This is a genomic window from Streptococcus oralis (assembly GCF_024399415.1).
GTDB classification, from domain to species: domain Bacteria; phylum Bacillota; class Bacilli; order Lactobacillales; family Streptococcaceae; genus Streptococcus; species Streptococcus oralis_CS.
Genome location: NZ_CP029257.1, coordinates 380152 through 403273, shown reverse-complemented (window position 1 = coordinate 403273; position 23122 = coordinate 380152). Strand labels below are relative to the sequence as shown.

Annotated in this window: 10 protein-coding genes and 1 pseudogene; 2 read left to right on the top strand and 9 right to left on the bottom strand. The window is 41.4% G+C overall.

The features are described from left to right. The first annotated feature begins 55 nt into the window (after positions 1-55). Both DG474_RS01960 and DG474_RS01955 read left to right on the top strand, forming a co-directional pair. A complete protein-coding gene (locus DG474_RS01960; protein ID WP_255778680.1) occupies positions 56-466 on the top strand; it encodes an HIT family protein in 411 nt (136 codons plus the stop codon). 9 nt (positions 467-475) lie between these two features. Beyond that, complete coding sequence (locus DG474_RS01955; protein WP_255778679.1) at positions 476-763, top strand: hypothetical protein; 288 nt, start codon at positions 476-478, stop codon at positions 761-763. Between the two features lie 440 nt (positions 764-1203). On the opposite strand, the gene dnaJ is transcribed toward DG474_RS01955, so the two are convergent. The 9 genes and pseudogenes from dnaJ to DG474_RS01910 all read right to left on the bottom strand — a co-directional run bounded on the left by dnaJ (position 1204) and on the right by DG474_RS01910 (position 22761). Next, complete coding sequence (dnaJ, locus tag DG474_RS01950; RefSeq protein ID WP_001066307.1) at positions 1204-2340, bottom strand: molecular chaperone DnaJ; 1137 nt, start codon at positions 2338-2340, stop codon at positions 1204-1206. 447 nt (positions 2341-2787) lie between these two features. Beyond that, positions 2788-4611, bottom strand: coding sequence for a molecular chaperone DnaK (dnaK, locus tag DG474_RS01945; protein ID WP_000034683.1), 1824 nt, complete (start codon positions 4609-4611; stop codon positions 2788-2790). A 256-nt stretch (positions 4612-4867) separates the two neighbouring features. Continuing rightward, the gene (gene grpE / locus DG474_RS01940) at positions 4868-5383 is read right to left on the bottom strand and encodes a nucleotide exchange factor GrpE (protein WP_049519837.1); all 516 of its coding nucleotides are present in this window, start codon (positions 5381-5383) and stop codon (positions 4868-4870) included. Positions 5384-5409: 26 nt separating this feature from the next. Continuing rightward, positions 5410-6444, bottom strand: coding sequence for a heat-inducible transcriptional repressor HrcA (gene hrcA / locus DG474_RS01935; RefSeq protein WP_255778663.1), 1035 nt, complete (start codon positions 6442-6444; stop codon positions 5410-5412). Between the two features lie 160 nt (positions 6445-6604). Continuing rightward, positions 6605-6691: pseudogene (locus DG474_RS01930) on the bottom strand (DUF2812 domain-containing protein); the annotation flags it as partial. A gap of 74 nt (positions 6692-6765) precedes the next feature. Beyond that, the gene (locus DG474_RS01925; RefSeq protein WP_255778653.1) at positions 6766-11673 is read right to left on the bottom strand and encodes an LPXTG-anchored SHIRT domain periscope protein; all 4908 of its coding nucleotides are present in this window, start codon (positions 11671-11673) and stop codon (positions 6766-6768) included. 361 nt (positions 11674-12034) lie between these two features. Beyond that, positions 12035-13849 (bottom strand): G5 domain-containing protein, encoded by a 1815-nt coding sequence (locus DG474_RS01920; RefSeq protein ID WP_000087620.1) that lies wholly within the window; start codon positions 13847-13849, stop codon positions 12035-12037. Positions 13850-13924: 75 nt separating this feature from the next. After that, complete coding sequence (gene padA, locus DG474_RS01915) at positions 13925-22114, bottom strand: LPXTG-anchored isopeptide-forming adhesin PadA (RefSeq protein ID WP_255778640.1); 8190 nt, start codon at positions 22112-22114, stop codon at positions 13925-13927. Between the two features lie 59 nt (positions 22115-22173). Further along, complete coding sequence (locus DG474_RS01910) at positions 22174-22761, bottom strand: TlpA family protein disulfide reductase (protein WP_001168154.1); 588 nt, start codon at positions 22759-22761, stop codon at positions 22174-22176. Positions 22762-23122 lie beyond the last annotated feature (361 nt).

The following is a 23122-nucleotide window of genomic DNA, read 5'->3' as shown; positions in this document are numbered from 1 at the left end:
TCTGGTATAATGTAGCTATATTATATCAAAATTCAATACAGTAGAGGTGGATTTTATGTCAGATTGCATTTTTTGTAAGATCATCGCAGGGGAGATTCCTGCTTCAAAAGTATACGAGGATGAGCAGATTCTTGCCTTTCTTGATATCTCTCAAGTAACACCAGGACACACCTTGGTCGTACCAAAAGAGCACTATCGCAATCTTTTGGAAATGGATGCTACTAGCGCCAGCCAACTCTTTGCCCAAGTACCAAAAGTAGCTCAAAAAGTTATGAAAGCTACCAAGGCTGCTGGCATGAATATCATTGCCAACTGTGAAGAAATCGCAGGCCAAACAGTCTTTCATACCCACGTTCACCTCGTACCTCGCTACAGTGCGGACGATGACCTCAAGATTGATTTTATCGCCCACGAACCTGACTTTGACAAACTCGCCCAAGTCGCTGAAACTATCAAAAACGCCTAAGGAGTTGCCATGAAATTATCTAATCTACTGCTATTTGCAGGAGCTGCAGCTGGAAGTTATTTTGTCGTAAAAAATCGCCAAGCCATCACAGAGGAATTTGTGGATACTAGCGACCGTGTCGAGGCTATGAAGGAGGATTTGGATATCATCCAAAACAGCCTACAAATCATCGACCAACAAAAAGCCCTTATCAAGGAATACCAAAAAGATTTAACCTATAAATTTAAAGTCTTGGAAAAAGATTTCCAAACTAGACTAGCTGTGATAAAAGAAACACAGGAGCATGAGGATAATTAAAAAGAGCCCGATGGCTCTTTTTGGTTTATAGATTTTTTAAGACTCTCCTTAAGTAATGACGAACAGTAGCGACCTTCTTCGAAATTCCATACCTAAACTTTGAGCCTAGGTCTTAAAGTTTCCGAACACCTGAAATCAACCGGTTTCAGGTGTTTTCATTGCGGCGAAAAGTCTGGGAAAGTATTTGATTTATACTCAATAAAAATCAAAGAGCAAACTAGGAAACTAGCCGCAGGTTGCTCAAAACACTGTTTTGAGGTTGTAGATAAGACTGACGAATTCAGTCACATATATACGGCAAGGCGACGTTGACGCGGTTTGAAGAGATTTTCGAAGAGTATTAGTTATGAAATGGTGAATGAGTTGTCTAAATTGTGGTGTATAGTTGATGGGATATAGCTTGTTTACGCTTTAAAAAGAGCCCGCCGGCTCTTTTTACTTTATTCTCCTTCAAAGGCATCTTTTATATGGTCAAAGAAGCCTTTTTTCTTTGGATTAACTTTCAAGTCACCTGCAGCTGCGAATTCTTTAAGCGCTGCTTTTTGGCGGTCGTTCAAACCTGTTGGAGTCACGACATTGACAGTAACATATTGGTCACCAACGGCACCGCCACGAAGGCTCGGTGCTCCCTTGCCACGTAGACGGAATTTCTTGCCAGTCTGTGTTCCTTCTGGGATAACCAATTCAACATCTCCATGCACGGTTGGAATTTCAACAGTATCTCCAAGAGTAGCTTGGACGATATTAAGATTTAACTTGTAGAAAATAGTGGTTCCTTCACGTTCAAACTTGTCGCTAGCTTCCACAGAAACTACTACATACAAGTCACCATAAGGCCCACCGTTAAAGCCTGCTTCACCTTGACCAGCTAGGCGAATTTGTTGGCCTGTTTCCACACCAGCAGGGATTTTTACATGTACGCTATGAGCTTGTTTTTCATGACCTGTTCCGTGACAAGTTGTACATGGATCTTTGATTTCTTTTCCGCGACCATGACAGACATCACAGGTTACTTGACGGCGCATCATACCAAGAGGAGTCTGCGTATCAACGTTAATAACACCAGCACCATGACAGCGTCCACAAGTGACTGGACTTGTCCCTGGCTTAGCACCAGAGCCGTTACATGTACGACAGCTTGCTTCACGGTTGTACTTGACTTCTTTTTCAGCTCCGAAAATAGCTTCTTCAAAGGTCAAGTTCACACGGTACTGGAGGTCATCCCCTTGACGAGGAGCGTTTGGATTGCGTGAAGCTCCGCCTCCCCCGAAAAAACTTGAGAAGATATCTTCGAAACCACCGAAGCCACCTGCTCCGTCAAATCCGCCAAAACCACCAGCACCACCAAAGCCACCGTTGGCACCCGCAGCACCATATTGGTCATAGGCTGCACGTTTTTGGTCGTCACTCAAAGTCTCATAGGCTTCTTGAACTTCCTTGTACTTTTCCTCAGCGCCAGGCTCCTTGTTGATATCTGGGTGGTATTTTTTGGAAAGCTTACGATAAGCCTTTTTGATCTCGTCTGCCGAAGCGTTTTTTGACACCCCCAGACGATCATAAAATTCAGTATTGTTCATACAAGATACTAAGAGCGAACAGAAAGCGACTGAAATTTAGGAAACCGACAAGAAATCCTGATTTCTTAGGAGGTTTATCTAATTTCCAAGCTTTCCGCTCGAGTTCAATTACGAACACCCTTATTCCTTTCTGTTAATATTTCGGAACGAAACCTCGGTTTAGGTCAGTTTCAGTTCCTTTCTAACTTAGTTTAAAGAAGAACCAAAAATTTACGTTCCAACTCTTTTCTTACCGAAAAACAGAGGCTGGGTTGCAACCTCTGAATTTCTTCTTATCATTACGACGTTCTAAAACAAAGTCGATTATACTTTTTTTGAACGAGTAAGGCTTTTAGCAAGTCGCCATAGCGATTGCAGTAGAATGACAATCACTCTAGTGATTCCTCATTCTTATCGACCTCGCTCTCCGATTTTCAAGCTCGGGATAAAATAGTCCACTGGACTATTTTATTTCTCCGTAAACTCTCCGTCTACGACGTCATCGCCTGCGTTTCCTGTTGCTTGTGCGCCTTCTGCTCCTGCTTGAGCTTGTTGGGCTGCAGCAGCTTGTTCGTAGAGTTTAACAGCAAGTCCTTGAGCTTTTTCATTCAATGCTTCAAGTTTTGCTTTCATTTCGTCCAAGTTATTATCTTCTTGCGCTTTCTTAAGGTCATCAAGGGCAGCTTGGGCAGCGTCACGCTCTGCATCGAAGCCTTTGCCTTCAGTTTCCTTGATTGTCTTTTCAGTCGCAAAGATAGCTTGGTCTACTTCGTTACGAAGGTCTACTTCTTCTTTACGTTTCTTATCTGCTTCAGCGTTAGCTTCCGCATCTTTCATCATGCGGTCGATTTCTTCATCAGTCAAACCTGAGTTAGATTGGATAACAATAGTTTGTTCTTTTTGAGTTCCAAGGTCTTTGGCTTTAACAGATACGATACCGTTCTTGTCGATGTCGAAAGTTACTTCGATTTGAGGAATTCCACGAGGTGCGGCTGGGATATCAGTCAATTGGAAGCGTCCAAGAGTCTTGTTATCTGCTGCCATTGGGCGTTCACCTTGAAGAACGTGGATATCAACGGCCGGTTGGTTGTCTGCCGCAGTTGAGAAGACTTGTGATTTAGATGTTGGAATAGTAGTGTTGCGATCGATAAGTTTTGTGAAGACTCCACCCATTGTTTCGATACCAAGTGACAATGGTGTTACATCAAGAAGGACAACGTCTTTCACATCACCAGTAATTACACCACCTTGGATCGCAGCACCCATGGCAACTACTTCGTCAGGGTTTACTGATTTGTTTGGTTCTTTACCAGTTTCAGCCTTAACAGCTTCTACAACGGCTGGGATACGAGTTGAACCACCAACAAGGATCACTTCGTCGATTTCTGACAAGCTCAAACCTGCATCTGAAAGGGCTTGACGAACTGGAACTTTTGTACGTTCTACAAGGTCACGAGTCAAATCGTCAAATTTCGCACGAGTCAAAGTCATTTCCAAGTGAAGAGGTCCAGCCTCACCTGCAGTGATGAATGGCAAGCTGATTTGAGTTGAAGTTACACCAGAAAGGTCTTTCTTAGCTTTTTCAGCCGCATCTTTCAAACGTTGCATTGCCATCTTGTCAGTAGACAAGTCAATACCGTTTTCTTTCTTGAATTCTGCTACCAAGTGGTCAATGATTTTTTGGTCAAAGTCATCACCACCGAGTTTATTGTCCCCTGCAGTTGACAATACATCGAAGACACCGTCACCCAATTCAAGGATAGATACGTCGAATGTACCACCACCAAGGTCGAATACCAAGATTTTTTCTTCTTTGTCAGTCTTGTCCAAACCGTAAGCAAGAGCTGCTGCAGTTGGTTCGTTGACGATACGTTCTACTTCAAGACCAGCGATTTTACCAGCGTCTTTAGTTGCTTGACGTTGAGCATCGTTGAAGTAAGCTGGAACTGTGATAACTGCTTTGGTTACTTTTTCACCAAGGTACTCTTCAGCGTAACCTTTCAAGTATTGAAGAATCATAGCTGAGATTTCTTGTGGAGTATATTCTTTTCCATTTGCAGAAACTTTTTCAGAAGTTCCCATCTTAGATTTGATAGAGATAACTGTATCTGGGTTTGTGACTGCTTGACGTTTTGCAGCATCACCAACAATGATTTCACCGTTTTTGAATGATACTACAGATGGAGTTGTACGGTTTCCTTCTGGGTTTGCGATGATTTTGCTTTCAGTTCCTTCAAGAACTGCAACTGCTGAGTTTGTTGTACCTAAGTCAATACCGATAATTTTAGACATGTGTTTTTCTCCTTAAATTTTAATTCGAATTTTGATTTTTTGATATTTCCCTTAAGTGGTGGGGACGTGAGCAACTCCCTTTGGGATTTCATCACTTATTTTTGAGCCTATTGTCTCAAAAATCCCCTGTTTCAGTAGCAAAAGCTACTGAAACTTTCACCACGGCGGGAAATATCTTCCTTGCAAGCCTCCGGCTTGCTTTTTATCTTTCTTCATAGTTTATTGTCGTTTCGGACAAGTTTTTAAGTTCTCTAGCCTAGTTATAGACCACTACCATTGCTGGGCGTAGGATGCGGTCATGGAGTTTGTAGCCTTTTTGGAAGACTTGAGCGATGGTGTCTGCTGGGTGTTCATCGTCTGCTGGGAGAGTTTGGATGGCCATATGGTAGTTATGGTCAAATTCACCGTCAGCTGCGATTTCTTCGATTCCTTCTTCTTTCAAAGCGTGAATCAAGCTCTCTTGCACCATCTCCAATCCTTTTTTGACGTCGTCTGTCAAACCTTCAACTGCTAGTGCACGTTCTAAGTTGTCAAGCGACGGTAAAATTGCTTTTGCCAGATCTTGGCTACGATAACGTTGCAAGTTTTGACGTTCTTCATTGGCACGGCGTTGAATATTTTGCATTTCTGCATGAGCGCGAAGGTATTTGTTTTCGAACTCATCCGCACGTTCATTTGCCAAGTCCAACTCAGACTTCTCAGGAGTTGTTTCTTCAGTTGTTTCCACAACTTCCTCTTCTTTCATTTCTTCGTTTTTTTTATCTCGGGCCATGTTCGCCTCCTTTAATGATTTCAAAATTAATTTACTTCATAATGATTACTGCTGAGGTAGCGATAAAAATCTGTCAACTTCATGGTCAAAACACGATTGACCACATTGACTTGGTTGACCAATTGCTGGTAATCCAGATTGACCGGACCGATAATCGCCAAAATTCCAAAACCTCGATAAGGAATAAGGAACTTGCTACTAATCACCGCCAAGTCAGCTAGACAGGATTCCTGACTGTCCGCAACACGGACATTTTGCATTTGATCTTCATGCAGACCCTCACGAATCTCCAGAGCCACTTTTTGCGGTTGGTCAAAGAACTGATAGGCTGCTAGATTGGCAAAATTCAAGAGATTGACCTTACCCGACACTACAATGTTTTCGTTGAACATTTCTTTAAAAATGTGTTCAAAGAGATCCATGACATTGTCCGTTGTCGTAAAGTAACGCTGGATAATCTGCGGAATCTCCGTCCGAATCTTGTAGTGAATATCCAGAACGGTGTGACCGAGGAAACGTTCCTGAATGATGCTCTTCAGTTTCAGCAAATCTTCCTGCAAGAAGTTCCTTGGAATCAGAAACTGACTGGTAACCGTTCGGGACTCGTCTAGGGTAAATACTGCCAAGGCTGTATGTTGTCCCAAAACAACGATATCAAAGGCTGTCAATCGTTGCCTGCTCGGCTCAACATCCAGTGCTACTATCGTACAGCCGCTCAGGTCTGTCAGTAGATTAGCAGCCTCTTGCAGAATATCCTCCAGTTTGAAGAACTCCTGATCAAAGGCTTTGACAATCTCGTATACCTCATTTTCAGCCAGTCTGTCAAAAGCAAGCGAGTGTTTCACATAGTACTGAAATCCCGCGACACTTGGCATCCGACCGCTTGAGGTATGAGCCTTCTCAAGCAAACCCTGCTTCTCTAGAGCTGCCATGTCATTACGAATGGTAGCACTACTAGAATTAATAGACTCTTGTAGCGCCTTGGATCCGACAGGTTCGTGCGTTTTGGTAAAGATGTCAATAATCAGATTTAAAATATCCTGCTGACGCTCTGTAACCATCTCATCACTCCTCTCCGTCCAATCGATTAGCACTCGATACATCCAAGTGCTAATTCATGATTCTATTATACACCCTTAGAAGAGAATGTCAAGACAAAAACTCAAAAATTTAGCACTCTTTTGCCAAGAGTGCTAAAAATCAGTCTGAAGACCTAGAATCTTACTTCTCATATACTTGGCATTTCCTTTTAAGTCTGAAAAAACCATAGATTAGATAAGAAATTAAACAAGTGTATAAAACGAAAAAGAGAGAACGATTTTTCGTTCTCTCTTCTTAGGCTCAGGAATTAAGAAGTCATTTTGTTATTTCCTAAGAGTAGCTTAATCTTTCTTGCGAAGAACAAAAGCTGCTAGGCTTGCAAAGGCAAGACCGATGATTGAAAGAAGACCAGATACTGCTGAACCTGTGTTTGGTAACAAGTTCTGCTTTTGACTACTTCCTTCTTCTGGTTGACTAGTATTTCCAGAATCTTTAATTGGGGCCGGAGTGAATTCCCAGGTTCCTACGAAGTGTGCGTCTGCTCCATTGATGGTTTCAGATGTCTTGTCATAAGACTTGAAGCTCCATGTGCCTTCTGCTGTCTTAACCTCTGTTTGACTTGGTTGCGTTGGCATTGCTTGGCTGCCATCTTTCAAGTTTGTTTGGTCTGCTGGAAGCAAGGCTTTCACTTCTTGTGGAAGTTCTTTACCTGGAGTTCCGCTAACAAACTCGTGAACTGCTTTATGAGTCACTGTTGGAACTGGAGTTGCTGTAAATTCCCATGTACCTATAAACTTAACATCTGATCCATTAATTGTTTCCGATGTCTTATCGTAGGACTTGAAGCTCCATGTGCCTTCTGCTGTCTTCACTTCTGTTTGGCTTGGTTGTGTCGGAGTCGCTTGACTACCGTCTTTCAAGTCTGTTTGGTCTGCTGGAAGCAAGGTTTTCACTTCTTGTGGAAGTTCGTTGCCTGGCGTTCCGCTGACAAACTCGTGAACTGCTTTATGAGTCACTGTTGGAGCTGGGCTTTCTGTGAATTCCCATGTACCTACAAACTTAACATCCGCTCCATTGATGGTTTCTGATGCCTTGTCATAAGACTTAAAGCTCCAGGTGCCTTCTGCCGTCTTCACTTCTGTTTGGCTTGGTTGCGTTGGTGTCACTTGACTACCGTCTTTCAAGTCTGTTTGGTCTGCTGGAAGCAAGGTTTTCACTTCTTGTGGAAGTTCGTTGCCTGGCGTTCCGCTGACAAACTCGTGAACTGCTTTATGAGTCACTGTTGGAGCTGGGCTTTCTGTGAATTCCCATGTACCTACAAACTTAACATCCGCTCCATTGATGGTTTCTGATGCCTTGTCATAAGACTTAAAGCTCCAGGTGCCTTCTGCCGTCTTCACTTCTGTTTGGCTTGGTTGCGTTGGTGTCACTTGACTACCGTCTTTCAAGTCTGTTTGGTCTGCTGGAAGCAAGGTTTTCACTTCTTGTGGAAGTTCGTTGCCTGGCGTTCCGCTGACAAACTCGTGAACTGCTTTATGAGTCACTGTTGGAGCTGGGCTTTCTGTGAATTCCCATGTACCTACAAACTTAACATCCGCTCCATTGATGGTTTCTGATGCCTTGTCATAAGACTTAAAGCTCCAGGTGCCTTCTGCCGTTTTCACTTCTGTTTGGCTTGGTTGCGTTGGTGTCGCTTGACTACCGTCTTTCAAGTCTGTTTGGTCTGCTGGAAGCAAGGTTTTCACTTCTTGTGGAAGTTCTTTACCTGGGGTTCCGCTAACAAACTCGTGAACTGCTTTATGAGTCACTGTTGGAACTGGGCTTGCTGTAAATTCCCATGTGCCTACAAACTTAACATCTGCCCCATTAATAGTTTCAGAAGTCTTATCGTAGGACTTAAAGCTCCATGTACCTTCTGTGGTCTTCACTTCTGTTTGACTTGGTTGAGTTGGAGTTACTTGGCTGCCGTCCTTCAAGTCTGTTTGGTCTGCTGGAAGCAAGGTTTTCACTTCTTGTGGAAGTTCTTTGCCTGGAGTTCCGCTGACAAACTCGTGAACTGCTTTATGAGTCACTGTTGGAACCGGGCTTGCTGTGAATTCCCATGTGCCTACAAACTTAACATCTGATCCATTAATTGTTTCCGATGTCTTGTCGTAGGACTTGAAGCTCCATGTGCCCTCTGCTGTCTTAACCTCAGTTTGACTTGGTTGAGTTGGAGTCACTTGACTGCCATCTTTCAGATCTGTTTGATCTCCTGGAAGCAAGGCTTTCACTTCTTGTGGAAGTTCTTTTCCTGGCGTTCCGCTGACAAACTCGTGAACTGCTTTATGAGTCACTGTTGGAGCTGAGCTCGCTGTAAATTCCCAAGTACCTACAAACTTAACATCTGAACCGTTGACAGTCTCTGAAGTCTTGTCGTAGGACTTGAAGCTCCAAGTGCCTTCTGCTGTCTTCACTTCTGTTTGACTTGGTTGAGTTGGTGTTGCTTGGCTGCCATCTTTCAAGTTTGTTTGGTCTGCCGGAAGAAGGGCCTTCACTTCTTGTGGAAGCTCTTTACCCGGAGTTCCGCTGACAAACTCGTGAGTTGCCTTATGAGTCACTGTTGGCGCTGGAGTGAATTCCCAGGTGCCTACGAAGTGTGCGTCTGCTCCATTAATGGTCTCTGAAGTCTTGTCGTAGGACTTGAAGCTCCATGTACCTTCTGCTGTCTTCACTTCTGTTTGACTTGGTTGAGTTGGTGTTGCTTGGCTGCCATCTTTCAAGTTTGTTTGGTCTGCCGGAAGAAGGGCCTTCACTTCTTGTGGAAGCTCTTTACCCGGAGTTCCGCTGACAAACTCGTGAGTTGCCTTATGAGTCACTGTTGGCGCTGGAGTGAATTCCCAGGTGCCTACGAAGTGTGCGTCTGCTCCATTAATGGTCTCTGAAGTCTTGTCGTAGGACTTGAAGCTCCATGTACCTTCTGCTGTCTTAACCTCAGTTTGACTTGGTTGTGTTGGCGTTGCTTGGCTACCGTCTTTCAGTTCTGTTTGATCTGCTGGAAGCAAGGCTTTCACTTCTTGTGGAAGTTCTTTACCTGGAGTTCCGCTTACAAATTCATGTGTTGCTTTGTAGGTTGGTGCTGGAGTAAATTCCCAAGTACCGATAAAGTGGGCATCCGCTCCATTGATGGTTTCTGATGCCTTGTCATAGGACTTGAAGCTCCATGTACCTTCTGCTGTCTTAACCTCAGTTTGACTTGGTTGGGTTGGAGTCGCTTGACTACCGTCTTTCAAGTCTGTTTGGTCTGCTGGAAGCAAGGTTTTCACTTCTTGTGGAAGTTCTTTTCCTGGCGTTCCGCTGACAAACTCATGTGTTGCCTTGTAAGTTGGTGCTGGGGTGAATTCCCAAGTACCGATAAAGTGGGCATCCGCTCCATTGATGGTTTCTGATGCCTTGTCATAGGACTTGAAGCTCCATGTACCTTCTGCGGTCTTCACTTCTGTTTGGCTTGGTTGCGTTGGAGTTGCTTGACTACCATCTTTCAAGTCTGTTTGGTCTGCTGGAAGCAAGGTTTTCACTTCTTGTGGAAGTTCTTTTCCTGGCGTTCCGCTGACAAACTCATGTGTTGCCTTGTAAGTTGGTGCTGGGGTGAATTCCCAAGTACCGACAAAGTGAGCATCCGCTCCATTGATGGTTTCTGATGCCTTGTCATAGGACTTGAAGCTCCAAGTACCTTCTGCTGTCTTCACTTCCGTTTGACTTGGTTGTGTTGGCGTTACTTGACTGCCATTAGGTAAATTCTTTTCTGTTGCTGGAAGCAAATCTTTCACTTCTTGTGGCAACTCTTTACCTGGAGTTCCACTGACAAATTCATGGTGTTTTTCGTAAAGAAGAGCAGTGCTCACCTGATTAGAAGGAGCTGATAAGTTATCAACATGCAAGGTTACAGTGTTGTTAATTTTTTCAGGTCCCTTTTCTTCCACTTTTTTGTTTGTAGTAGTATTATAAGTTACAATAATTTCAGCAGAAGAATTTGCTTTTATGTATTCAGGTGTCATTTTAACAGTAACTGTTTGACCTGATTTCTCGATCGTATAGTCACGTCCTTCTTGCAGAGTCACTCCACCTGATTCAACTTTAAGTTCTTGATAATCAAGGCGCTCATCAAAATTCTGAACCATTTCGATAGATGAAGGCGCTGCTAAAAGATCTTTGCCAGGAACCGGAACTTTAAACCTTGCTTTATAAGTGATATTTTGCCCCTCTTTAGCTGGAATCTCTGTAGGATCAACTTCTAGAACAGGGCTAGGATCAAGTTTTTCAACATAGAGACCAAAGACGGCCGAAGCAACCTCTGTTGATGAATAAGCAAAATTCATCCTATTACTATTCGATCGAAGGGCGAAACCAGAGATATTGTTCTCAGAATAGCTACCACTTGTAATCTGAGTCGCAATCCAAGCAGTTCGTTCTCCTTGGTCTTCCTGTTTCAAAACATTGGCATTGTTCATCAGACGAAGATTAACATCATTTTGATAACCTTTAATATAGAAGGTTTCCTTCAAGTTGTTTGCATCCATTGCATCGATATCCGTTGGTTTCATGACCAACTTCAAATCTGTCTCTGAACCATCTGCATAACTCAACTCGGCTGTTACATCAGCATCAATCCAAAATGCTTTATTCATGATGTAGTCATGATTCGCATCTACGTAAGGAACATTACCAATTTCAAAAGCACTACTTTCCCATAATTCAGAAATTGAGAAAAATTCAACAGTAGATTTTTGAGTACTATTCATTTCAGACTCTGCTTGAGCAGTGTTTAGATAGTGAAGAGTTACCTTATTGAATTTTAAGTAAGCATCTACTTGCTTACCATTAACTGTCCCAATATTTGTGAATTTTAGAGAAAGAGGATTTTCAAAAACTTGATCCTGCTTTTTACTTTTATCTACTTTAAGAGTAAAGTTCTCCATCTCGCCTGGATAGGCACCACCCCAGAGATATTCATAGTGGGGATTCGATAAATGAAACTGATCAACAGCCTGTGATTTAGATAAAACACTAAAATTGTTGATGTTCAAATTAAACTTACGAATATCCAAGGTTGAGATATCCGTTCCATTTTTTATTTCTTCTAAAGCCGCATAAGATTGAAGCGGAAGAAGAAAAATAGAAAAAAGTAAAACGACTAGTCCGAGAAAAGCCTGTTTTTTTCTACTGAAAATAGTAGAAAAAGGCATTCTCATGCGATATTTCCATTTCATAATGTACCTCCAAAACTAAAAATGATTATTTGATCATTTCAAAAGAAATATTCATCTCATTCTAACACAAAGAAAGGGAAATTGAAAGCAGATATAAAAAAATATTTACTTTTTTGTATTTCCAGATTGTCAATTTTCGGTGAGAATAATTAAAATATCAAAATTTCAGAACAGGCGTTTACACTATGTAAATAGCTGTTTTATTGTTGAACCTATTATCACTCCATGAGTTTCATAACGTACTCAAGCTACACATAAACATTAATATATTTAATTTTTTATAAAAAAGAACCCAAGAATAAATTCTGGGTTCTTTTTAGTATTTCTCGTACAAAAGATGCTTTTGTACAATTAGAGAGCCTTAGTCTTTCTTACGAACGACAAAGCCTACTAGACCAGCGATAAATAAACCAATCATTGAAAGAAGACTGGTAGAAGCTGTACCTGTGCTTGGTAGAACTTTCTGTTCTTGGCTTGCAGTTTCTTCTTTCTTAGTGCTTTCAGCTTGGTTCCCTGTTGTTGCAGTATCATTCTTATCACCGTTGGTTGTTGTAGGAGTTACTTTCTTAGTTCCAACTTCGACAATCTCATCTACTGCTGGAGTGGTGATTGTGCTTGATTTCTCAACACGACCTGTTTCAACGCCATCTGTGTAAGTCACTGTATAAACAATGGTGCGAACACCCTTCTTACCAGCTATCTTCACTTGACGACTGCCTTCTGGAAGGTCTGCGTTCTGCACTTCTTTGACTTGGAAAGCAACTTCTTCTGTCTTCGTTTCTTCCTTAGTCGTTACAACTGGGGCTACTACTTTCTTAGTTCCAACTTCGACAACTTCATCTACTGCTGGAGTGGTGATTGTGTTGGATTTCACCTCGCGACCTGTTTCAACGCCGTCTGTGTAAGTCACTGTATAAACAATGGTGCGAACACCCTTCTTACCAACAGCTTTCACTTGACGACTTCCTTCTGGAAGATTTGGATTTGTTACTTCCTTAGTTTGGAAAGCAACTTCTTCTGTCTTGGTCTCTTCCTTAGTCGTTACAACCGCTGCTTTCTTAGTTCCAATTTCGACAACTTCGTCTACTGCTGGAGTAGTGATTGTATTTGATTTCACCTCGCGGCCTGTTTCAACACCGTCTGTGTAAGTCACTGTTTCAACAATCGTACGAACACCTTTTTGCCCAGCTGTTTTCACTCGGCGAACACCTTCGGCTAAGAGTGCATTTTCAACCTCACGAGTCTGGAAGGCAACTTCTTCAGTTTTGGTTACTTCCTTAGTCGTTACAACAGTTTTTGAACCTGTATAAGTAATCTTGTTTTTTGCAACTTTCTTAGTCTTGCGTGAAACTTCTTTACGAGATTTTTCAACACCATCCACTTTTGTCACTTCATAAGTGACTTCATCGATACCTTCTTCACCTTCTTCAACACGCGTTTGACCTTTATCCAGTGCTGGATCTACTTTCGTTTCTTCTTTGAAAGCAACTTTTTCCTCCACAGTCACTGTTTCTTTGGTTTCAACACCTGTTTTCTTAGTTCCAACTTCGATGATTTCTTCTACTGGTTCTTTAATTACTGTTTGGTTCTTTCTATCACGTTTTTTCTCAACGCCATTTACCAAAGTAACATCCCAAACAACTTTCTTCTGACCTTTTTCTCCCGCTTGTTTTACCTTTCGAGTACCTTCAGCGAGGTCTGCATTGTTTTCTGTCCGAGATGGGTAAGGAATCTCCTCAGTAGTTGTGACTTCTTGATGTTCTTCTTTTAAATCTCCCCCAGTGAGAAGTGCCTCAGCCTTAGCTTTTAAAGAATTGTAGCGAGCTTCAAGCGCCGCAAAACTTTTTTGACCTTCTGGACTCTTCATTGCCTTCTTTGCAGTCTCAAAAAAATTCTTTGCTTCTTCTACATCACCCTCTAGGAGTTCTTTATTATCCTCATCTGGACTATTTGTAAAATCCTTAATTGAAGATTCTATACTATCAAGCATTCTTTTGAAAGTATTTGCAATACTTCGCTCTTGGCCATCTGGAATTTCTTCATCTTCCGCTGGTGTCTCTTCCGCATGCACTGTTGGAATTTGATACAAGTCGGGAGCTACATGATAAGTGGCTACTCCAAGTGCATTTAAAGCAAGTATAGAAATTCCTAACTTTAATAATTTTTTTCTACTCATTATTCTTTCCTTAACACTTTCAATATACAGTAAGGAGAAGAGTAAAATTTTCTACTCTCCTCTTACTATATGATACTAACGTTCAGCTTTACGCTTCCAAACTAGAAGTCCAGCAAGTCCTAGAGCTAGGGCTGCAAGTACTCCAAAGATTGAAGATCCTTCAGAACCTGTATTTGGCAATATTTTCTTAGGTTCTGCTGGAGGAACGGTTCCACCTGGTGGCGGAGTTTGTGGTTTTTCTGGTGTTGGTGGGAACACCACAACTTTGTTGGTAGTTTTTGGCTTTGGATTATGGTTAAAGCTTACTTCAGCTGTATTTGGTACACCACCAGTGAATTTTGTAAAATCTGTTCCTTCTTTGAAGTTAGTGTAAAGTACAAGACGTACGGTACTTCCCTTCACGGCTTCAAGAACATCCTTATCGCTGATTTCAAAAGTCACAACATTGCTAGTTTCATCGTAAGTAACAGTAGCAATTGCTTCTAAATCTTTACCTACTAATTCACCACGATCATTTGAAGCCTTACTCAATTTATCAATAGCTGCTTGAAGCTTGGTTTGAGCTTCTTTTAGTTTCTTGATTTCATTTTCAAGTTTCTCTTGTTGTTGTTTCTTATCAGCTGGTACCAATTCTGATTCTTTCTCAGCTGGTGCTTGAAGTTTAGCCAAGTTTTCTTCAGCTGCTTTCAACTCTGCTTCCAAGCTTGCAAGATCTTGACTTGGCTCGCTAGTTGCAGGTTTCTTATCTTCTGATGCAGAAGAATTAGATGTAGCTGGAGTTGTTTCTTCAGCAGCTGTTGCTGGAGTAGCTGGTGTTGTAGTTTCAGCTGGTTTAGCTGGCTGCGCTGCCTTAGCTGCTTCCAACTTCGCTTTCAATTCAGCTACTTTAGCTTCCGCTGCCTTGAGTTCTTCCTTCTTACCAGTCTCTGTTGAAGTCTCTTCTGTTGACTTGCCTGTCAAAGCTTTGAGTTCTTTCTCAGACTGTTCAAGTTGAGCTTGAAGAGTTGCTTTGATCTTGTCAAACTGAGCATTTTCAACTTTAAGAGCGATACGGTCTTTGTTGACTTTCAAGACTGAATCGATTTTATCAGTGATCGTAAAGCTAGTCAAGTCTGTCTTGATAAGACGACCATATTGATCCTTCTTAGCATTTCCGTTTTCATCTACTGGATCTGTTGGAACCGGTGTAGTGATATCGAAGCGGAAGGTATCTAAAGCGTTTGGTAAGTGGTAGTCTTTATCAGGTTTAGATCCATCTTCTGGCCCAACTGTCTTAGCAGGTTCACCTGGTGTTGGATCTGTTGGTTTTTCTGGGTCACGCGGTTTCACCGTTACTGGTTTTGTTTCCTTGCTGCCAGATTGACCATTCGCATCCTTGAAGTTGACAGTTGCTTTGTTTGGTACCAATTGGTCCTTATAAGCTTTCAAATCGCTATTCGCTTTGAGTTTAGCTGGAATATACAATTGGATTTCTTTGAAACCTTTCAATCGAGCGAAATCTTTCACTTTCACAGTGACTGTATTTCCCTTAACACTTGTTTCAAGGGCACCATTTGCATCACGACCATCCACATAGGCTACTGGCGTATCAGCGATTGCCAAGACCGGTTCGAGTGTATCTGTGACTGTGAACTCTTTGTACTTATCAATATCTTTTGGCAAAGTTGTATTGACATTATACATGTATGGTGCGTCGTATTCCACATCCAAGTGGTCCAAGGTACGATTAATCTTCTTAGAAATTTCTGGTTCTGGTTCTTTTGGAACGACTACCGGAACTTTATTCGAATCTTTGTGTAGCCCTGGTTTGTGTGGGAACTTCGCGTCATAAGAAGCTGTATTTGGAACAGTGAATCCACGATCTGTTAGATATGGAGTCAAATCAGCTCCCGCTTTAATCTTCGCAGTGAAGCTCAATTCAACTGCTTGACCACCATTTGCTTTCACTTGTTCTTTTGTAAGTGTCAAGGTAATGGTTTGACCTTCTACCTTGATTTGGCTAGCGTCAAGCGCTTGACCATTCAAGCTCGCGTTTGCTGAACCTGCATAATCAAGAACAGATTCAAGTGTATCACTTACACTGAAGACTGTCGCATCTGTTGGAACACTTGTTTTCACGTTGTAGGTGAAGACTTGATCACGATCAGCGAGTGTTTCTTCAGCTTTCGTGTTGACATCTTTCTTGATTTCTGGCTCTTCTGGAGTCGGTGGCGTTACTGGAACTTCATTGGAATCCTTAGTGAAGCCTGGTTTGTTTGGAAGATCTACCTTGTAAGCTGCCTTGTTCGGAACCTTGATTGACTTATCTTCTGTTACATAATCAGACAAGTTAGCACCCGCTTTGATCTTCGCGTCGAAAGTTAATTCAACAGCTTGACCAGCACTTGTTTTAGCTTGTTCTTCTGTAAGAGTCAAGGTAATGGTTTGACCTTCTACCTTGATTTGGCTAGCGTCAAGAGCTTGACCATTCAATTTAGCACTTGAAGTTCCTGCGAATTCAAGAACGTCTACTAGTGTATCTGTGACTGAGAAGGCTGTCGCATCTTGCGCTACACTTGTTTTCACATTGTATGTGAAGACTTGGTCGCGTTTTGCGAGAGTTTCTTCTGCCTTGCCGTTCACATCTTTCTTGATTTCTGGCTCGTCTGGTGTTGGAGGTGTTACTGGGACTTCGTTAGAGTCCTTGTGCACACCTGGTTTGTGTGGGAAGCTTGCGTCGTAAGAAGCCTTATTCGGAATCTGTGTACGGCCGTCTTCCTTCACATATGCGGACAAGTTTGCGCCAGCTTTGATCTTGGCGTCGAATGTTAATTCAACTGCTTGACCGCCATTGGCTTTCACTTGGTCTTCTGTAAGGGTCAAGGTAATGGTTTGTCCTTCTACCTTGATTTGGCTAGCATCAAGAGCTTGACCATTCAAGGTCGCACTTGATTTACCTGCGAACTCAAGAACATCTTCGATCTTATCGGTTACGCTGAAGGCTGTCGCATCTTGCGCTACTGTTGTTTTCACATTGTATGTGAAGACTTGGTCGCGTTTTACGAGGGTTTCTTCTGCCTTACCGTTCACATCTTTCTTGATCTCTGGCTCGTCTGGTGTTGGTGGCGTCACTGGGACTTCGTTCGAATCCTTGTGCACACCTGGTTTGTGTGGGAAGCTTGCGTCATAAGAAGCCTTATTCGGAATCTGTGTACGGCCGTCTTCCTTCACATATGCAGACAAGTTTGCGCCAGCTTTGATCTTGGCATCGAATGTTAATTCAACTGCTTGACCGCCATTGGCTTTCACTTGGTCTTCTGTAAGCGTCAAGGTAATGGTTTGTCCTTCTACCTTGATTTGACTTGCATCAAGAGCTTGACCATTCAATTTAGCACTTGAAGTTCCTGCGAATTCAAGAACGTCCACTAGGGTATCTGTGACTGAGAAGGCTGTCGCATCTTGCGCTACACTTGTTTTCACATTATAAGTGAAGACTTCATCACGTTTCGCAAGTGTTGCTGATTCTTTGCCATTCACATCTTTCTTGATCTCTGGCTCTTCTGGTGTTGGTGGCGTTACTGGGACTTCGTTAGAGTCCTTGTGATATTTTGGATTATGATCAATATCATAAGAAGCCTTATTCGGAATCTCTGTCTTACCATCTTTATTCACATAAGCTGACAAGTTGGCATTATCTCTAATCTTAGCCTTGAAATTCACTTCAATTGACTTACCGGCATCTGCTTTGACAGAAGCTTCTGTAAAGGCAACTTTGATGACTTGACCAGAAAGTGTCACTGTCGCCTTAGATCCTGCATCCTCACCATCAAGTTTAACAGTAGCTGAAGCATTCTCACCAACAAATTCTAGAACTTCTTTCAACTCGTCTGTCATCTCAAACTCAGTTGCATTGGCAGGCATTGTTGTTTTCAAAGTATAAGTAAATTCTTCATTACGTTTTGCAAGATCGTAACGTTCTGCTCCGTTTACTTCCTTCCTAAGCTCTGGAGTTGTTGTTGGCGGTGGAGTGACAGTGACTGGTTTTGATTCTTTCTTAGAATCTGGATTGTCATTAATGATGTAGCTAGCAGTATTTGGTACTACCGGCTTGTCTTTTGATTCATTTGGATAAGCCGCTAAAAGTGCATCAAAGGTAATGCCTTCCTTCACCTTAGCCTTAAATGAAACTTGTACAGCTTTACCAGCATATTGTTTCACTTGCTCTTTACCAAATGTGACCGTCAAACGTTGACCTTCTGTTGTTACAGTAAGGTCTTGAACAGCTTGGCCATCAACAGTGACCGTTGCTTCTCCTTCAAATGCCAATTCTTTGACGATATCATCTGAAATGGTAAAGGTATCTGCCACATGTGGAACCGTTGAGTCAATCGTATAAGTAAAGATTTCTGATAACTTACCAAGATCTGCGTGTTCCTGACCATTCACCTTCTTCGTGATTGGTGGTGGTGTAACAGTGACCGGCTTGGTTTCTTTCTCACCTTGTTGGTCATTCTTGTTGGTGTAAGTAATCTTAGCTTTGTTCTCAATAGATGGAACAGTTGAGCCTTTCTTCACTTTGGCATGAATCACGAGCTCTACTTCTTGGTTACCGTAGTCACCCGCATTCGCAAAATCTTTCATCGTTGCAGTCACGGTTTGACCTTGAACTGTTACATCGAAGAATTTCGCTGCAGCTCCCTTGATTTCAGCTTGACCTGGAGTCAAGTTCTCATCCAAGGTATCCGTTACAACGAAGGACTTGTACGTTGTAATATCATTTGGCAATTTCGCTTTGATATTATAAGTAAAGTCGGTTTCTGCACCGATTGTTGCCTCTGTCAGTGTTTCGTTGATTTTCTTATCAACACCTGGTTCTGAAGGAGGGGTTACGGTGACAGGTTTCGTTTCTTTTTCTCCGCTATGATCGTTCTTATCTGTGAAGCTGAACTTCGCAGTATTTGGAATGTTGATACGAGTCACTCCATCATTGATCTTAGCCGGAATAATCAATTCCACTTCTTGACCAGCAAGGTCTGTAGCGTTCGCAAAGTCCTTCATCGTTGCAGTCACGGTTTGACCCTCAACTGTTACATCGAAGAAGGCTGTAGCCGCTCCTTTGATAACTGGTTTGCTTGAAGTTTCATTGATAACTGACAAATCTCCTTCAAGTGTATCTGTAATCACAAATTTCTTGTAATCTGTAATATCTGTTGGAAGTTTTGTCTTAATGTTGTAGTTATACGCTTGACCTGTCGCGATATCTAAGTGATCAAGGGTTTCATTGATCTTCTTCGTTACAGGAGGTGGCGTTACGGTGACAGGTTTCGATTCAACTTCTTTCTCTACATTATTCTCATTTGTAAAGGAAATAGAAGCCTTGTTTTCAATGGTTGTACCTGTCACACCATTTTTAACTTTTGCAGGAATGACTAGTTCAACAGTTGAGTATTTTGCAAGTTCACCAAACTGACCATCCTTCACCGTTGCCGTAATCTCTTGGTCATTGGTGTGGATATCAAAGAGTGCCGCTGCAGAACCTTTAATACTTACGTCGCCTGCAAGTTCCAAATTAGCATCCAGTGTATCACGAATCACAAATTTCTTGTAATTGGCAACATCACTTGGTACTGCTGTTGTAATGTTGTAGTTGTATGGTTGCCCATCAAACGTTTGGAAGCTATCCAAGTTCTCATTAATCTTCTTATCAATAGAAGGTTCTTTTGGTTTTGGTGGGGTAACCGTTACTTTATTCGATGTTTTCTTGATATCATTCAAGGCAACATCTGCCGTGTTAGGTACTTTAATTTGACCATCTTCCTTATATTTAGAAAGGTCAGCACCCGGACGAATCTTAGCCTTGAAGGTCAATTCAAGGTATTGAACATCTTTAGTTTTACGACGCGTTACCTTACGTGAGATTTTTTCAAGTTGAGTTTTATCAAGAGTCAGTGAAACAGTTTGACCTTCAACTTTTGTAGCAGTTTTCAACTCAGTATTATCTTTTTCACCAAGTTTTACATTCAAGCTATCTGCCTGAACTTCCAACTCTGAAACAACTGTATCCGTAAGGCTGAATGTATCTGCAATGCCTGGCCATGGAACAGTCACCTTGTACTCGAAGAGTTCTTCTTCTTTCTTAAGATCTTCATGTTCCTTACCATTGACCTTCTTTGTAACTTCTGTCTCGACTGGTGGTTTGACATAGACTGGGTTTGAGCGTCGAATTGTACTTGGTTTGTCAGCTGTTTTAGCATGGTTACTTGGATCAGGATTATTATCCTCACCATTCCACATGATATTACCCTGGTTCAGCAAACCGAAACCATCATTATCCTGAAGAAGGGCCATAAATTCTTTGCTCGCTTGATTATTGCGATATTGCTCCTTCAAGCGAACGGTAATGGTCATTTTAGCTTTTTGAAGCACTAAGTATTCATAACCATTCACACTTGGTACATCAGCAACAACAACATCACGTTCGTTTCCAAGATCATCCTTTTGCTTCACAACACGTGTCAGGATAGTACCTTCTGGGCCAGACGCATGGTGACCTACAACCTCCAAACGATAGTCAAGAGGGTCTGTCAACATAACGTTTTGCTTAAACTCATAAGGAGCGTTGTTGAAGTTGTAATCTACTGTATAAGTAAATGTTTCGTCTTTGGCAGACAAGTTCGCTGCATAGGCTGGTTTTTTAGTCAATTGAAGCGGATCTTCAATAGTACCAGTATCATTGCTTTGATCTTGGTCTGCAATTTTCTTGGTGGCACTTGGGTAACAGTATTCCAGTTTTTGAACTTCTACAGTTTCTTTCGAACCACCGATTGTTTCAGTCGCAAAATCACCAACTTTAAATTTACCAGTCAGCTCAGGAACTGGTACTGTCTCCTTAACTGGTTTGTAGTCTGCAGGAGGGTCTTGCTCATCATCCTCATCAACTTGTTCAGCATGTGCTTCCTTACTCAAATCATAGTCAAACTTGTTGTTTCCTGGATTAAAGACACTCTCTGGAACAGAGATTGTAACCTTGTCTCCTTCTTGAACAATCTTACCACGAATTTCTTTCTTCGAATCGGTAACCTTTGATACAATCTTCTTACCATTGATTCGAACTGCATCTACCTTATATCCTGGAGTAACTTCAAACTCACCTTTGATATCTTCTTTAACCAGAGCAGCACCAACAGATTCTAGAACTCGACTTGAGAATTTATTGATATCGCTTTGTTCATTAACATAGAAGGAAACATCTTTTCCATTGATATTTTTAGCTGGAGAAGCCATCCCCTCTAATGCTTCATGGAAAATCTCTTGGACACTTCGGTTATCCCCTATATCAAAATATTTTGAATAACCTTCTTTATATGTGTCATAGTACTGAGCTTTGGAATTCGCAAAGATTGTTACGTCCTCCCAGAAACCAACTACTACTGTTCCTTCAGAACCAACAACATTTTTAAGTCTTGTAGATGCTTCCTTAACCTCTTTCACACGCCCTAAAACGTTTTGAGAAGCCTCTGTTAGTTCATTAAAATTCCATGCACGTGTAAGAATATTGTTCCGATAATCACTGTACTCTAGACGAACCTTACCATCAGGGTCACGTTTCCCATTGGCAACACCATCCGTAATCAAAAGAAAGATAGTTTTACGACCATTAGCCATATTCCCTTTTCTTTCATTATATTGAGCAATGACATCGTCAATAGCTGGAACAGTTGGTGTTCCTCCCGCTACTTTAATATTATTAATGAATTGATGGATATCATTTTGATCAGAAGACAAGTTACTTGCCTTGTATTTGTAATCATAGTCAGGTCCCCAACTACCATAAACATCTTTACGACCTGTAAAATCATTATTGTAGTAGTAGTTGTATCCATCTGCACCTTGGAAGGTCGCCATCATAACCCGGTCTGATGTATCTGGATTATCAGTCTTAACCAAACGTGGGTTATTTTCATCATACTCTTCTTCCTTCACAAATGTCGTCAGAGTTTTTAAAGCGTTCTGGACATTTGGAATGGTGTTCTTAAATGATCCACTCGCATCCTGCAAGATTACCAAATCCACTGGTTTTCTAGGCAGGCGCCAGCTAATTTTTTCCGTTTTTTCAATTTTACGGGAACATCCATTTTGTGTTATCTTTGTATTTCCACCTACTTCAATAGTATTACTGCCTTCATTTTCTGCAGCGCTACCAAGCAGCTGTCCCATTAAGGCTAATGGAACAGATAAGAATAAAACGATAAACAATATGGAGACCTTTTTAATGAAATCTCTCATTGCTATTTCTGAAATCCTATTGTGATTTCTTCTTCCCCCTTTTCTATAGTAGATATATGTTAGTTGAGTAGTGTTTGCAACTCTTTAGAAAAGCTTTCCGCATCGGAATGATTAACCAATACATTTTTTACTTCTTGCTTTTTGGTTACAAAATACATACTTGGTATGGTCTGAACCTGTAATAGATCTGCCGCTGATTGATCTTCGTCATAGTAATAAGGGAAAGTGTATCCTTTTTCCTTAATGTATCGATCAGCACTCTCCTTTGTTTCTTTACCAGGTTCGTTCATATTTAGTAAAACAAAATTGATCTGTTCACCATACTTTTCATACATCTGCTGAACAATGGGTAGTTGTTTCTGACAATGAGGACACCAACTAGCCCATTCGACAATTAACATAGGTTTATCATACAGCTCTGAACTAGCAACCAATTTACCGTCTTGAGAAGTCATTTTAAATTCTGGAAGTTGTTGACCTTTTAGACTCAAGGCAGTATTGTTCTCAGCACTTGAAGTTGATTGCGAAACTGATGAAGTCCCTACTTCTCCGTCCTTAGCGGGTCTAGTATAATAAATCAAACCCACCGACAATCCGATGATGACTCCCACTGCTAAAAACGGAAGCCACCACTTATCTTTTTGCATAGAATCTCCTTTCCTTTTTAATGAAATATGGCGAGTAGAACTTGAGTAAATAATATAGTAAATAATTTATAAACTCTCCGAAACTCATCCATTCCAAAAAACATTTTATCATTTACTAATTCGTATTTCAAGAAATATGTTGTCAAATTGTAAACTTTTTTCTTTCCCACGCTAAACCCGCCACACTACTGCATTAAATAGGTATAACGAAAATTTATGAACGTCATTTTCTAGTTATTTTCAGAATATTATTTCTTTTTAATGCATAATTCACTCTTTCTCATTTTCTGTATTTCTATATAATAACTATACTAAAAACAGCGTCAAAATCCATTTAAATTTTTGCAACAATAAAAAAGAT